Genomic DNA, 13,022 nt, shown 5'->3' with positions numbered 1-13,022 from the left:
ACGTGGCGGAGGCGCTGCGCGTACAGGAGGAGTTGCGGTCGCGGGTCGACCTGGTCGGGCCCGGTCCGAGCGCGCCCGCGACGGTGGCCGGGCTGGACGTCGCGTACGCGGAGAGCGGTGACCGGCTCGCGGCGGCCGTCACGGTGCTGGACGCGGCCACCCTGGCCGTGGTGGACGAGGCGGTGTGCGTGGGGCGGCCGGCGTTCCCGTACGTGCCGGGGTTGTTCGCCTTCCGGGAGATGCCGGCGCTGCTCACCGCGTTGGAGCGGCTGACCGTCCGCCCGGAGCTGCTGGTGTGCGACGGGCACGGGGTGGCGCACCCGCGCCGGTTCGGGTTGGCCTGCCACCTGGGGCTGGTGACCGGGCTGCCGGCGGTCGGGGTGGGCAAGACGCCGCTTGTCGGTTCGTGGACCGGGCCGGGCCCACGGCGCGGCGACCGGGCCGACCTGTGGGACGGCGGGGAGGTGGTCGGGCGGGTGCTGCGGACCCGGGACGGGGTCCGGCCGGTCTTCGTCAGCGTCGGGCACCGGATCGGGTTGGACGGGGCGGTGGAGCGGGTACTGGCTCTGACGCCCCGGTACCGGCTGCCGGAGACCACCCGGACGGCCGACCGGCTCTGCCGTCGGGCCCTCGCGGCGGGTGGCGACCGGAGCTGACCGGGGCGCGTAACGCTGCACACATGTGGGGCGCTCGATGAGCGGGTGCCTGGGTGGCCCGGTAGTAACCTGACCGGCGGATCTCGTCCGGGACGGAAACGGTGAGGTGGGGATGTCGGTGAGGCGGCACGCGGCGCGTTGGGCCACGGCCGGTGCGATGCTGGGTGGCCTGGTGGTCGCCGTGGCGTCCCCGGCGCTGGCCGACGGCGACCGGGTCGGGCTGCGCTCGGCGGGCAGCTTCACGGCCGGCGGCTCGGCGGGCGCGGTGACGGTCGAGGTGCGCAAGCGCACCGAGGGGTGTGTGTCGTTGCGCACCACGCTCGGGTTGCGGCTGGACGGTCTGCGGGCCGATCAGGTCCGGGTGCAGGTGGCGTCCGGTGGCCGCTGGGTGGGGGTGCCGGTCGGCGGTGGTGGTGGCGTGGTGACCACCTCCCAGGTGGCGTCGGTCGAGCGGCCGCTGTGCAAGGGCAAGGGCGCGGCGGTGCGCTACCGGGTGTCCTTCCTGTCTGGCACCGTGGGCGGGCGGCTGGAGATCGCCGGCGAGGCGAGTGCCGCGAACGGCCAGGTGCTCGGCCGGGCCGGCCGGTCGGCCCGGCTGGTGGGCGCGGAGCCGACGCCGAGCCCGAGCCCGACGCCCTCCCGCAAGCCGTCGCCGACCCCCACGCCCAGCACGGTCGCCGTCACGCCGCCGGAGACGGCGGGCACGTCGGCGGTGGTCGCCGCCGTCGAGCCGGCCGCCGGTGCCGCGGCCGACGATTCGTCCTTCGGAGGTTCCATGATCATGTGGTTCGGCATCGGGCTGGTCCTGGTCGGCGTCGCGCTGATCGTCCTGCTGGTGCGCCGCAGCCGCGCGGACCGGACGGACGACGGCCCGGTGGTCGAGCATCCCCCGGTCCCGCTGCCCCGCAGCAGCACCACCTACCGTTCCGGGGCGCCCGGGCCGGCCCCGACGGTGTATGGCGGCGGCGCCACGCCACCGCGCCCGACCGGCAACGTGTACGGGACGCCGCCCGCCGGGTCCCCGCCAGCGGCCCCTACGGACGGGGACGCCACCAGCCTGTTGCCCCGCATGCCGGACTGAGCCGGCCCCGACGGCTCCCGGGTTTACCGTGACCATGGGTGGACCCGGCCGGCCGGGTGTCGAACGGGGCCGGGTGCCGGGGCCGGTTCGCCGTTAAGATCGCGTGCGCCGGACGGCACCGCCGACCGGTGAGACCACATACGTGGAAGGAGCCGCGCCGTGGCCCTGGACCCGCAGTTGCTCGAGATTCTCGCCTGCCCGGACACACACCACGCCCCGCTCGACTACGACCCGCAGGCGCAGACGTTGACCTGCACCGAGTGCGGTCGCGTCTTCGAGGTCCGGGACGACGTCCCGGTGCTGCTCCTGGACGAGGCGCGGGGCGGTCCGGCGGCTGACGACGCGCGGGGCGGGTCGTCGCGGTGATGGACGGTACGGCCGGGGTGAGCGGGCACCGGCACGCGGACGAGGCACTGCTGGACGATCCGGCGCAGCTCGGCGAGCGGGATCCGGGCGGGATGCTGCGGTTCACCGCCTCCGCCGGCGCCCAGGTACGCGAGTCGGCGGCGTTGGCCGCCGAGGCGAACCTGTCCGTGCTGGCCGACGACGGGCGACCCCGGGCGGTGGTCATCGCCGGCATCGGCACCGCCGGGCGTACCGGGGACGTGCTGGCCACGGTCGCCGGGCCGCGCTGCCCGGTGCCGGTGATCCCGCACCGCAGCGCCGGCGTGCCCGGCTGGGTGGGCGCGGCGGACGTGGTCATCGCGGTGAGCGCCTCCGGCCGTAGCCCGGAGGCGTTGGGCGCGGCCGAGGCGGCGCACCGGCGCGGCGCCCGGCTGGTCGCGGTCGGCGCTCCGGATTCGCAACTCCAGTCGGTGGCGGAGCGGGCCCGTGCGCCGTTCATCCCGGTGCCGCGGCGGGCCCCGGCCCGGGCCAGCCTGTGGGCGCTCACCGTGCCGGTCCTGCTCGCCGCCCGTACGCTCGGCCTCGTGAAGGTCAACGAGGCGGATCTGGCCGAGACCGCGGCCCGGCTGGACGCCGACGCCGACCGGTGCCGGCCGACCGCCGAGTCGTTCGTCAATCCGGCGAAGTCCCTCGCGTTGGGGCTGGCCGGGTCGATCCCGATCGTGTGGGGTTCGTCCCCGCTGGCCACCGTGGCCGCCCGCCGGTTCGGTGACACGCTGTCCGCGAACTCCCGCTACCCGGTGGTGAGCGGTGCGCTGGGCGAGGCCGGCCGGGGCCGGGTGGGGCTGCTCGACGGCGTCTTCGGCGGGCTGGCCGAGGGCGAGCGGGACATCTTCGCCGACCCCGACGACTCCGACCCGGACGGCATCCGGCTGCGGCTGGTGCTGCTGCGCGACGGCGGCCTCAACGCCGACGACGACACCGACGAGCCGCTGGCGGTGGAGGAGCGCCGCGCGGACGCGGTGCAGACGCTCGCCGAGCGGCGCGGGGTGCGCTGCGACGTGGTGACCGCCGAGGGTGGTTCCGCGCTGGAGCGGCTCGCGTCGCTGGTGGCGGTGCCGGACTTCGCCTCGATCTACCTCGCCCTGGCACACGGGCTGGACCCGATGGCGGTTCCGGCCATCACGGAAATGAAGGAGCTGGCAAACCAGTGAGCATGTGCGGCATCGAGCGAGGCGGGGCATGAGCGCAAACGGGGGCACCAAGGCGATCGTCGCCGCCCTGGCGGCGAACCTCGGCATCGCCGTCACCAAGTTCATCGCGTTCCTGCTGACCGGCTCGTCGTCGATGCTGGCGGAGTCGATCCACTCGGTGGCCGACTCCGGCAACCAGGGCCTGCTGCTGATCGGCGGCCGGCGGGCCAAGCGGGAGGCCACGCCGCAGCATCCGTTCGGCTACGGCCGGGAGCGCTACATCTACGCGTTCATCGTGGCGATCGTGCTGTTCAGCCTCGGTGGCCTGTTCGCGCTCTACGAGGCGTACCACAAGGCGGCCGACCCGCACCCGATCACGGAGTGGCAGTGGGTGCCGGTGGTGGTGCTGCTCGCGGCGATCGTGATGGAGGGCTTCTCGTTCCGCACCGCGATCAAGGAGTCGAACCTGATCCGGGGCAAGCAGACCTGGGTCCGGTTCATCCGCCGGGCCAAGGCCCCGGAGCTGCCGGTGGTGCTGCTGGAGGACTTCGGCGCCCTGGTGGGTCTGGTCTTCGCGCTGTTCGGGGTCGGCATGACGCTGGCCACCGGCAACGGCATGTGGGACGCGGCCGGCACCGCGATGATCGGCGTGCTGCTGGTGATCATCGCGATCACGCTGGCGATCGAGACCAAGAGCCTGCTGCTCGGTGAGGGTGCCGAGCGCAGCGAGCTGGCCAAGATCGAGCAAGCCGTCACCGGCGGCCCGGAGGTCGAGCGGATCATCCACATGAAGACGCTCTACCTCGGCCCGGAGGAGCTGCTGGTGGCCGCGAAGATCGCGGTGCCGGCCTGCGAGAGCGCGGAGGAGTTGGCCCGGGGCATCAACGCGGTCGAGGCGCGGATCCGCCGCGAGGTGCCGATCGCCCGGGTGATCTACCTGGAGCCGGACATCTGGAGCGCGGCGGCGCAGCGGGCGGGCACCGGCCAGGCCGCCGACACCGCCGTGCCGGAGGCGGAGACGGAGACGGACGACGTGACCGCGCCGGAGGCGGCAAAGGCCGACGAGGTGGCCGGGCGGCCCGGGAGCTGACCGATGGAGTTGATGCAGGGCCGGATCCGGGACTACGCCTGGGGCTCGCGCACCGCGATCGCGCAGTTGCAGGGCCGGGCGGTGCCGAGCGACGGGCCGGAGGCCGAGCTGTGGCTGGGCGCCCACCCGGGAGCCCCGGCCACCGTCGACCGGGACGGCGGCCCGGTGAGTCTCACCGAGCTGTTGCTGGCCGAGCCGGGGCACTGGCTGGGTGAGCGCCTGGTCGGCCGGTTCGGCACCCGGCTGCCGTTCCTGCTGAAGGTGCTGGCCGCCGACGCGCCGCTGAGCCTCCAGGCGCATCCGGATGCCGAGCAGGCCCGCACCGGGCACGCGGCGGACACCGGGCGGGTCAACTACGTCGACCCGTACCACAAGCCGGAGCTGTTGGTGGCGCTCTCCGAGTTCGACGCGCTCTGCGGCTTCCGGGACCCGGCCGAGTCGGCGGCGGTGCTCGCCGGGTTCGGCGTACCCGCGTTGGCGCCGGTGGTGGCCGCGTTGCGTGGCGGTCCGGCGGGGCTGCGGGAGGCCGTACGCGCGCTGTTGAGCTGGCCGGAGTCGGAGCGCGCCGGGCTGGTGGCGGCCGTGCTGGTGGCGGCGACCGCCGGGCCGGCGTCCCCGGACGCGGCGCTGGTCCGCACGCTCGCGGCCGGTTATCCGACCGACCCGGGTGTGGTGGTGGCGCTGCTGCTGAACCGGGTGCGGCTGGCGCCTGGCGAGGGCATCTGGATGCCGGCCGGCAACCTGCACGCCTACCTGCGCGGCACCGGCGTGGAGATCATGGCGGCGAGCGACAACGTGCTGCGCGGCGGGTTGACCTCGAAACGGATCGACGTGGACGAGTTGCTGCGGGTGCTCCGGTTCGAGGTGCTGGCCGATCCGGTGCTGCGGCCGGAGCCGGTGGCGCCCGGCGTGTCGACCTGGCCGGTGCCGGTGGAGGATTTCGCGTTGCACCGGGTGGTGGTGGGTGCCGCTTCGCCGGAGGTGCGGTTCACGTTGCCCGGCCCGCGGGTGGTGCTCTGCGGGGCCGGCAAGCTGACCGTGGACGACGGGGTGGGTGTGGTGACGTTGGCGGCGGGCCGGTCCGCGGTCGGCACCGCCGCCGGTGGCCCGCTGGTGCTCACCGGGGACGGCGAGGCGTTCGTGGCCACCTGCGGCCTGTCCTGAGCCCCGCGGCGCCGATTTCCCGGAAACGCTTGACGGGCCGGTCGCTCAGTGTGAGTCTTTGTGTACGCAGCGTTGTCGCGACGAACGTCCGGGAACGCGCGGGGATCCAAACCGGGGGGATGCACGGGGGTGGCCGGGCCGTGGGCGGAAAAGTCGTCCACGACCGTCCGCCCCCGTGCGCTGTTCGTCGCTCCTGCGCCAACCGGAGCCGGGTGAGCGGGCCCACGCGCGTAAGGTGGAAGGCTGCGCAGCCCTTCGTTCGACAGGAGCTTCCATGACCAGCACGCTTCCGGCGGCCCCCAGCGGCGCGCCGTCCGGCGCCCGGCCGAGCACCCTCGCCGAGGGCGACTACAAGGTGGCGGATCTGTCGCTCGCCGAGTTCGGGCGCAAGGAGATCCGGCTCGCCGAGCACGAGATGCCCGGCCTGATGGCGATCCGGCGCGAGTTCGCCGACGCCCAGCCGCTCGCCGGCGCCCGCATCACCGGGTCGCTGCACATGACCGTGCAGACCGCCGTCCTGATCGAGACCCTGGTCGCGCTCGGCGCGCAGGTCCGCTGGGCGTCCTGCAACATCTTCTCCACCCAGGACCACGCCGCCGCGGCCATCGTGGTCGGCGCCGAGGGCACCCCGGAGGCCCCGGCTGGCGTCCCCGTCTACGCCTGGAAGGGCGAGACGCTGGAGGAGTACTGGTGGTGCACCGAGCAGGTGCTCGCCTGGCCCGACGGGCAGGGCCCGAACATGATCCTCGACGACGGCGGCGACGCGACGCTGCTCGTGCACAAGGGCGCCGAGTTCGAGAAGGCCGGCGTCGTGCCGCCGGTCGAGTCCGCCGACTCCGAGGAGTACGCGGTCATCCTCCAGGTGCTGCACCGCTCGCTCGGCGAGGACAACCAGCGCTGGACCCGGATCGCCGCCGGCATCAAGGGCGTCACCGAGGAGACCACCACCGGCGTGCACCGGCTCTACGAGATGCACCGTGCCGGCACGCTGCTCTTCCCGGCCATCAACGTCAACGACTCGGTGACCAAGAGCAAGTTCGACAACAAGTACGGCTGCCGCCACTCGCTCATCGACGGCATCAACCGGGCCACCGACGTGCTGATCGGCGGCAAGATGGCCGTCGTGATGGGCTACGGCGACGTGGGCAAGGGCTGCGCCGAGTCGCTGCGTGGCCAGGGCGCCCGGGTCGTGGTGACCGAGGTCGACCCGATCTGCGCGCTCCAGGCCGCGATGGACGGTTACCAGGTCGCCACGCTTGACGACGTGGTCGAGCAGGCCGACATCTTCATCACCGCGACCGGCTGCTTCGACGTGATCACCAACGAGCACATGGCCCGGATGAAGCACCAGGCCATCGTGGGCAACATCGGCCACTTCGACAACGAGATCGACATGGCCGGCCTGGCCAAGCGCTCGGACGTGACCCGGGAGAACATCAAGCCGCAGGTCGACGTGTGGCGGTTCGATGACGGCCACGCCATCATCGTGCTCTCCGAGGGCCGCCTGCTGAACCTGGGCAACGCCACCGGGCACCCGAGCTTCGTGATGTCGAACTCGTTCGCCAACCAGACCATCGCCCAGATCGAGCTGTTCACCAAGACCGACGAGTACCCGATCGGCGTCTACGTGCTGCCCAAGCACCTGGACGAGAAGGTCGCCCGGCTGCACCTGGACGCGCTCGGCGCCAAGCTGACGACGCTGACCAAGGAGCAGGCCTCCTACCTGGGCGTCTCCCAGGAGGGTCCGTTCAAGTCGGAGCACTACCGCTACTGATCCCGCACCCGGGAGGGACCGGGGTCGGCCGCCGCGCGGCCGTCCCGGTCCCTTTTCGCGTACGCGGGGACGAACGGGTCCTCCGGCCCTGTGCGATCCGGCCGGCTCGGGACGAGGCTGGGACGACGGTCGCGGCCGGCGGGGTGACGTTGCCGTGAACAACTTGACGCCGTGCCGGAACAGGAGCAAGGTATGGCTGCCCTAAGTTAACTGAGGCATGCCTGACCGACTACGGAGTTACGGATGTTCGCCACGTACCTGATCGGCCTGCGGGAGGGCCTGGAAGCGACCCTGGTGGTCAGCATCCTGGTCGCCTTCCTGGTGAAGTCGCAGCGGCGTGACCGGCTGCCCCAGGTCTGGGCCGGCGTCGGCCTGGCCGTGGTGCTCTCCGTCGTCTTCGGCTCGCTGATCCAGTACACCTCGACCTCGCTGCTGCGGACCTCCGAGTCGCGCGAGCTCTTCGAGGCGGTGACCTCGGTCGCCGCCGTCGTGTTCGTGACCTGGATGATCTTCTGGATGCGCCGGGCCGCCCGGTCCATCGCGGGCGAGCTGCGCGGCAAGCTCACCGAGGCGCTCGCCGTCGGGTCGCTGGCGGTCGCCGGCATGGCCTTCCTCGCGGTGGTCCGGGAGGGCCTGGAGACCGCGCTGATCTTCTACGCCGCGGCCGAGAGCGTGGCCGGCGGCACCGGCGCGGGCTCGCTGCTCGCCCTGGTCGGCGGCATCGCCACCGCCGTGGTGATCGGCTTCCTGCTCTACCGCAGCGCCCTGAAGATCAACCTGAGCCGCTTCTTCACCTGGACCGGCGCGCTGCTGATCCTGGTCGCCGCCGGCATCCTCAAGTACGGCGTGCACGACTTCCAGGAGGCCGGCGTGCTGCCCGGCCTGAACAACCAGGCCTTCGACATCTCCGCCACGCTCGACCCGAACGCCTGGTACGGCGCGCTGCTCGCCGGCATGTTCAACATCACCGCCGCGCCGACCGTGCTGGAACTGGTCGCCTGGGTCGCGTACGCGGTGCCGGTGCTGGTGCTCTTCCTGCGCAAGCCGGCCGCGCCGGCCAAGCCTCCCGCCGCGCCGGCCACCGACGCGCCGACCGCGGCCCCCGCCGCCGACGCGCCGACCGTGGCCTCGGCCGGGAACGCGCCGGCCGAGTCCACCGCGACCACCCCCGAGCCCGCGCCGGCCGCTGTCGACGCCGCCGCCGTCCCGTCCCCGCGCGCCTGACCGCCCGTTTCCGAGGAGATCCCGCACCGATGCGTACCACTCGATTCGTCGCGCCCGCCGCCGCCGGGTTGCTCGCCGTCGCCGGACTGGCCGGTTGTGGCGGTGGTGACGACGCCGGCGCGACCGCCGGCGGGCCGATCGCCGTCAAGGCGACGGACAGCGCCTGCGAGGTCGACAGCACCGAGATCGACGCCGGCCAGGTGACGTTCAAGGTGACCAACAACGGCTCCAAGGTCAACGAGTTCTACGTGTACGCCGCCGGTGACCGGGTGATGGGCGAGGTGGAGAACATCGCCCCCGGGCTGAGCCGGGAGCTGCGCGTCGAGCTGCCCGCCGGGACGTACGAGACCGCCTGCAAGCCGGGGATGAGCGGCCGGGGCATCCGGGGCGCGCTGAAGGTCAGCGGCACCGCCGCGAGCGTCGCGCCGGACGCCGCGCTCACCGAGGCCACCGCCAGCTACCAGCGCTACGTGCGCAGCCAGACCGCCGCGCTGCTGACCAGGACCGAGGAGTTCGTGGCCGCGGTCAAGGGCAACGACGTGGCCAAGGCCAAGGCGCTCTACCCGGTGGCCCGCACCTACTGGGAGCGGATCGAGCCGGTCGCGGAGAGCTTCGGCGACCTCGACCCGAAGATCGACGGTCGCGAGGAGGTGGTCGAGGAGGGCATGGAGTTCACCGGCTTCCACCGGATCGAGAAGGACCTCTGGACCACCGGCGACATCAGCAAGGACGGCCCGATCGCCGACCAGCTCCTGGTCGACGTCAAGGCGATCGTGGCCAAGGCCGACGCCGAGAAGCTCACCCCGCTCCAGCTCGCCAACGGTGCCAAGGCGCTGCTCGACGAGGTCGCCAGCGGCAAGATCACCGGCGAGGAGGAGCGGTACTCGCACACCGACCTCTGGGACTTCAACGCCAACCTGGAGGGCTCGAAGGCCGCCGTCGGCGCGCTGCGCCCGGCCCTGGAACAGCGCGCGCCCGACCTGGTCAAGCAGCTCGACGCCGAGTTCGCCAACGTGGAGGCCGCGCTCGGCAAGCACCGGGCCGGGGACGGCTGGAAGCTGCACACCCAGCTCAGCAAGACCGAGCTGAAGGAGCTGTCGGACAGCATCAACGCGCTGGCCGAGCCGGTCAGCAAGATCGCGGCGGCCGTCGCGCGATGAGCACCCCGGCCGGCGGTGACGCGACGAGCGAGCCGAACAGCAAGCAGACCGGTCGCGGGATCTCCCGCCGGCGGGCGATGACGCTGGCCGGTGTCGGTGCGGCCGGCGTCGGCGCGGTGGCGGCCGGCGCGGGCGCGTTGATCGCCGGTGGCGGCCAGGCGTCGGCCACCGAGACGGCCGCCGGGGCGGTGCCGTTCCTCGGCGAGCACCAGGCCGGCATCACCACCGCGGCCCAGGACCGGCTGCACTTCGTCGCGTTCGACGTGGTCACCAAGGACCGGGACCGGCTGGTCGCGATGCTCCAGGAGTGGACCGCCGCCGCGGCCCGGATGACCGCCGGCAAGGACGCCGGGCTGATCGGTGCGGTCGGTGGCGTGCCGGAAGCCCCGCCGGACGACACCGGCGAGGCGCTCGGGCTGCCCCCGTCGCAGCTCACCGTCACGGTCGGGTTCGGCCCGTCGCTGTTCCGCGATGCCCAGGGCCGGGACCGGTTCGGCATCGCCGACCGCCGCCCCGCCGCGTTGGCCGACCTGCCGCACTTCGCCGGCGACGCGCTCAAGCCGGAGCTGTCCGGCGGCGACATCTGCGTCCAGGCCTGCGCCAACGATCCGCAGGTGGCGGTGCACGCCATCCGCAACCTGGCCCGGATCGGCATGGGCGTGGTCAGCGTCCGCTGGTCGCAGCTCGGGTTCGGGCGTACCTCGTCGACGTCACGGGACCAGGCCACGCCGCGCAACCTGTTCGGCTTCAAGGACGGCACCGCCAACCTCAAGGCCGAGGACGCCGACCTGCTCCGCGAGCAGCTCTGGGTGCAGCCCGGCGACGGCCCGGACTGGATGGCCGGCGGCTCGTACCTGGTCACCCGCAAGATCCGGATGCTGATCGAGACCTGGGACCGCAGCCCGCTGGCCGAGCAGGAGATGATCACCGGCCGGACCAAGGGCAGCGGCGCCCCGCTCGGCCGGCGCGACGAGTTCGACGAGCCGGACTTCGCCGCCAAGGGCGACGACGGCGAGCCGGTCATCGCGCCGACCGCGCACGTGCGGCTCGCCCACCCGGACCAGAACGGCGGCGCCCGCCTGCTGCGTCGCGGCTACAACTTCGTGGACGGCTCGGACGGCCTGGGCCGGCTCGACGCCGGGCTGTTCTTCATCGCCTACCAGCGGGACCCGCGCAAGCAGTTCGTGCCGATCCAGACGCGGCTGGCCCGCAACGACGCGATGAACGAGTACCTCCGCCACGTCTCCAGCGGCCTGTTCGCCTGCCCGCCGGGCGTCCGCGACGCCGCCGACTGGTGGGGCCGGACACTGTTCTCCTGAGCCGGCCCGGTCTCCTGAGCCGGCCCGGTCTCCTGAGCCGGCCGGCCGTGCTCAGCGGCGTACCGGATCGGGCCCGGCGGGTTCCGGCGCGGCCCGCCGCAGCGGAACGCCGGGCGACGCGGCCGGGGCCGGGGCCAGCTCCGGCCAGAGCGCGGCGCTGACCGTGCGGGTCCGGCCCAGCCGGTACCCGGCCCGTCGCCGGCGCTCGGCCAGCACGGCAGCCAGGTACGCCCACTCCGGCGCGATCCACGGCGGCGGCGGTGACGTCACCGCGGCCACCTCAGCCCACAGCTCCCGGCCCAGCCGCACCCGGTCCGCGGCGGCGAGCTGGGGGAGCCGGTCCACGTACTGCCGGACGGCCAGGGCGAGCCCGTCGTCCACCCGGGTCAGGTCCACCGTGCCTGCCCAGGCGAGCAGCGGCGGCACGGCCGGCGGCAACGGCCGCCACACCGACGCGCCCCGGGTGTGCACCACGAGCGTGCCGGCCACCAGGTCGCCCAACCGTCGGCCGCGCGGGTCGGTGAGCATCACTGTCACGGTCGCCGCCCAGCTCAGCAGCGGCAGCACCAGGCCGGGCCACTCCACCGCGACGCCCACCAGCGCCCGGGCCAGCGACTGCCCGACCCCGACCGGCCCGCCGTCGGCCCGTACCACCCGCAGTCCCACCGCCAGCTTGCCCACCGTCCGGCCGCCGGCGAACCGCTCCATCACCACCGGGTAGCCGACCAGCACCAGCACCAGCAGCACGACCTGGAGGCCGCCGGCCAACGCGGCGTCCATCAGGTCCGGCGGCAGCGCGAGCACCAGCAGGGACAGCGCCGCACCGAGCACCAGCGCCAGGCCGAGCTGGACGACCAGGTCGATCAGCAGCGCGAGCACCCGGGAACCCAGCCGGGCGGCCCGGACGTCCAGTTCCACCGCCTCGCCGCTGACCAGACCGGCGTCGGCCCACCGGGAGGGCGGGGGAGGTTGCGCGCGCACCCCGACAGTGAACACCATGAACGAGTGGATCTCGACGCGTACGTGGCGGAGCACGGTGTGCAGTGGCGGCGGCTGGAGCAGTTGACCGGCCGGCGTCGGCTGGACGCGGCCGAGGTCGACGAGCTGGTCTCGCTCTACCAGCGCACCGCCACCCACCTGTCCGTGCTGCGCAGCCGCGCCCCCGAGCCGGCGCTCCTCGGTCACCTGTCCCACCTGGTCCTGGCCGCCCGCGCCCGGATCATCGGCCGGCCCCGGCCGTCCTGGGCGGCGGTACGCCGGTTCCTGCTGGCCGACCTGCCGGCCGCCCTCTACCGGGCCTGGCCGTGGTGGTGCGGCGTCGCCACCGGCTTCAGCGCGTTGAGCGTCTTCCTCATCTGGTTCGTCGCCGGCCACCCGGACACCGCCGCCGCGTTCATCGGCGCCGAGTCGGCCCGGCAACTCGTCGACTCCGGGTTCGCCGGCTACTACACCGAGTTCGCCGCGCCGACGTTCGCGTTCCACCTGTGGACGCACAACGCCTGGCTGGCGGCCCAGTGCCTGGCCGCCGGCGTGCTGGTGGTGCCGGTGTTCTGGCTGCTGTGGCAGAACGCGCTGAACATCGGCGTGGTGGGCGGCGTGATGGTCTCCTACGACCGGGCGGACGTCTTCTTCGGCCTGATCACGCCGCACGGCCTGCTGGAGCTGACCGGCATCTACGTCGCGGCCGGGGTCGGGCTGCGCACCGCCTGGGCGTGGATCGCCCCGCCCGCGCACCTCGGGCGCGGCCGGGCGGTCGCCGAGGCGGGGCGGTCGGCCATGGTGGTCGCGGTCGGCCTGGTCGGGCTGTTCGCCGTCTCCGCGCTGCTGGAGGCGTTCGTCACCCCGGCGCCGGTGCCGACAGCCGTGCGGGTGGCGGCCGGCGCCACCGTCTGGGCGGCCTTCCTGGCGTACGCGCTCATCCTGGGCCGCCGCGCCGCGTCCTCCGCTCCGCGCCCCCGCCACCACTGACCGCAGATTCACGGAAACAGTGGCTGAGGAGCCCGCCACAGCCACTGT

The 13,022-nt window shown here is 73.8% G+C and carries 12 protein-coding genes; 11 read left to right on the top strand and 1 reads right to left on the bottom strand.

Features of this window, described 5'->3' with window-relative positions:
* Positions 1 to 2 precede the first annotated feature (2 nt).
* The 10 genes from nfi to efeB all read left to right on the top strand — a co-directional run bounded on the left by nfi (position 3) and on the right by efeB (position 11,006).
* Complete coding sequence (nfi, locus tag AB0B02_RS20410; protein ID WP_281944193.1) at positions 3 to 656, top strand: deoxyribonuclease V; 654 nt, start codon at positions 3 to 5, stop codon at positions 654 to 656.
* 112 nt (positions 657 to 768) lie between these two features.
* Entirely contained in the window at positions 769 to 1,737 is a 969-nt protein-coding gene (locus tag AB0B02_RS20405; protein WP_357302429.1) for a hypothetical protein, read from the top strand.
* Between the two features lie 159 nt (positions 1,738 to 1,896).
* A complete protein-coding gene (locus tag AB0B02_RS20400; protein WP_107157732.1) occupies positions 1,897 to 2,103 on the top strand; it encodes a Trm112 family protein in 207 nt (68 codons plus the stop codon).
* Positions 2,100 to 3,296, top strand: coding sequence for an SIS domain-containing protein (locus AB0B02_RS20395; protein WP_107157731.1), 1,197 nt, complete (start codon positions 2,100 to 2,102; stop codon positions 3,294 to 3,296). Before AB0B02_RS20400 ends, AB0B02_RS20395 begins: the two co-directional genes overlap by 4 nt.
* Positions 3,297 to 3,324: 28 nt before the next feature.
* The gene (locus AB0B02_RS20390; protein ID WP_281944008.1) at positions 3,325 to 4,365 is read left to right on the top strand and encodes a cation diffusion facilitator family transporter; all 1,041 of its coding nucleotides are present in this window, start codon (positions 3,325 to 3,327) and stop codon (positions 4,363 to 4,365) included.
* A gap of 3 nt (positions 4,366 to 4,368) precedes the next feature.
* Positions 4,369 to 5,529, top strand: a complete 1,161-nt coding sequence (manA, locus tag AB0B02_RS20385; protein ID WP_281944006.1) for a mannose-6-phosphate isomerase, class I — start codon at positions 4,369 to 4,371, stop codon at positions 5,527 to 5,529.
* Positions 5,530 to 5,803: 274 nt separating this feature from the next.
* The gene (gene ahcY, locus AB0B02_RS20380; protein WP_357302424.1) at positions 5,804 to 7,303 is read left to right on the top strand and encodes an adenosylhomocysteinase; all 1,500 of its coding nucleotides are present in this window, start codon (positions 5,804 to 5,806) and stop codon (positions 7,301 to 7,303) included.
* Between the two features lie 243 nt (positions 7,304 to 7,546).
* Positions 7,547 to 8,527, top strand: a complete 981-nt coding sequence (gene efeU / locus AB0B02_RS20375; RefSeq protein WP_357302421.1) for an iron uptake transporter permease EfeU — start codon at positions 7,547 to 7,549, stop codon at positions 8,525 to 8,527.
* A gap of 29 nt (positions 8,528 to 8,556) precedes the next feature.
* Positions 8,557 to 9,687, top strand: coding sequence for an iron uptake system protein EfeO (gene efeO / locus AB0B02_RS20370; protein WP_357302418.1), 1,131 nt, complete (start codon positions 8,557 to 8,559; stop codon positions 9,685 to 9,687).
* Positions 9,684 to 11,006 (top strand): iron uptake transporter deferrochelatase/peroxidase subunit, encoded by a 1,323-nt coding sequence (efeB, locus tag AB0B02_RS20365; RefSeq protein WP_357302415.1) that lies wholly within the window; start codon positions 9,684 to 9,686, stop codon positions 11,004 to 11,006. The genes efeO and efeB overlap by 4 nt, the downstream gene beginning before the upstream one ends.
* Positions 11,007 to 11,057: 51 nt before the next feature.
* Here efeB and AB0B02_RS20360 read toward each other — a convergent pair whose 3' ends face one another.
* Entirely contained in the window at positions 11,058 to 11,987 is a 930-nt protein-coding gene (locus tag AB0B02_RS20360; RefSeq protein WP_357302413.1) for an RDD family protein, read from the bottom strand.
* 24 nt (positions 11,988 to 12,011) lie between these two features.
* Between AB0B02_RS20360 and AB0B02_RS20355 the strand changes: the two genes are divergently transcribed.
* Positions 12,012 to 12,974 (top strand): stage II sporulation protein M, encoded by a 963-nt coding sequence (locus AB0B02_RS20355; RefSeq protein WP_357302410.1) that lies wholly within the window; start codon positions 12,012 to 12,014, stop codon positions 12,972 to 12,974.
* Positions 12,975 to 13,022 lie beyond the last annotated feature (48 nt).

The sequence above is a fragment of the Micromonospora sp. NPDC049240 genome (genome assembly GCF_040647835.1).
GTDB lineage: Bacteria > Actinomycetota > Actinomycetes > Mycobacteriales > Micromonosporaceae > Micromonospora.
Note: the sequence above shows the minus strand (reverse complement) of the source record. Positions and strands in the feature narration are given on the sequence as shown.

Coding starts and splice junctions, on each gene's coding strand:
- efeO (WP_357302418.1), top strand. CDS start 8,557: ATGCGTACCACTCGATTCGTCGCGCCCGCCGCCGCCGGGTTGCTCGCC.
- efeU (WP_357302421.1), top strand. CDS start 7,547: ATGTTCGCCACGTACCTGATCGGCCTGCGGGAGGGCCTGGAAGCGACC.
- efeB (WP_357302415.1), top strand. CDS start 9,684: ATGAGCACCCCGGCCGGCGGTGACGCGACGAGCGAGCCGAACAGCAAG.
- manA (WP_281944006.1), top strand. CDS start 4,369: ATGGAGTTGATGCAGGGCCGGATCCGGGACTACGCCTGGGGCTCGCGC.
- AB0B02_RS20390 (WP_281944008.1), top strand. CDS start 3,325: ATGAGCGCAAACGGGGGCACCAAGGCGATCGTCGCCGCCCTGGCGGCG.
- AB0B02_RS20405 (WP_357302429.1), top strand. CDS start 769: ATGTCGGTGAGGCGGCACGCGGCGCGTTGGGCCACGGCCGGTGCGATG.
- ahcY (WP_357302424.1), top strand. CDS start 5,804: ATGACCAGCACGCTTCCGGCGGCCCCCAGCGGCGCGCCGTCCGGCGCC.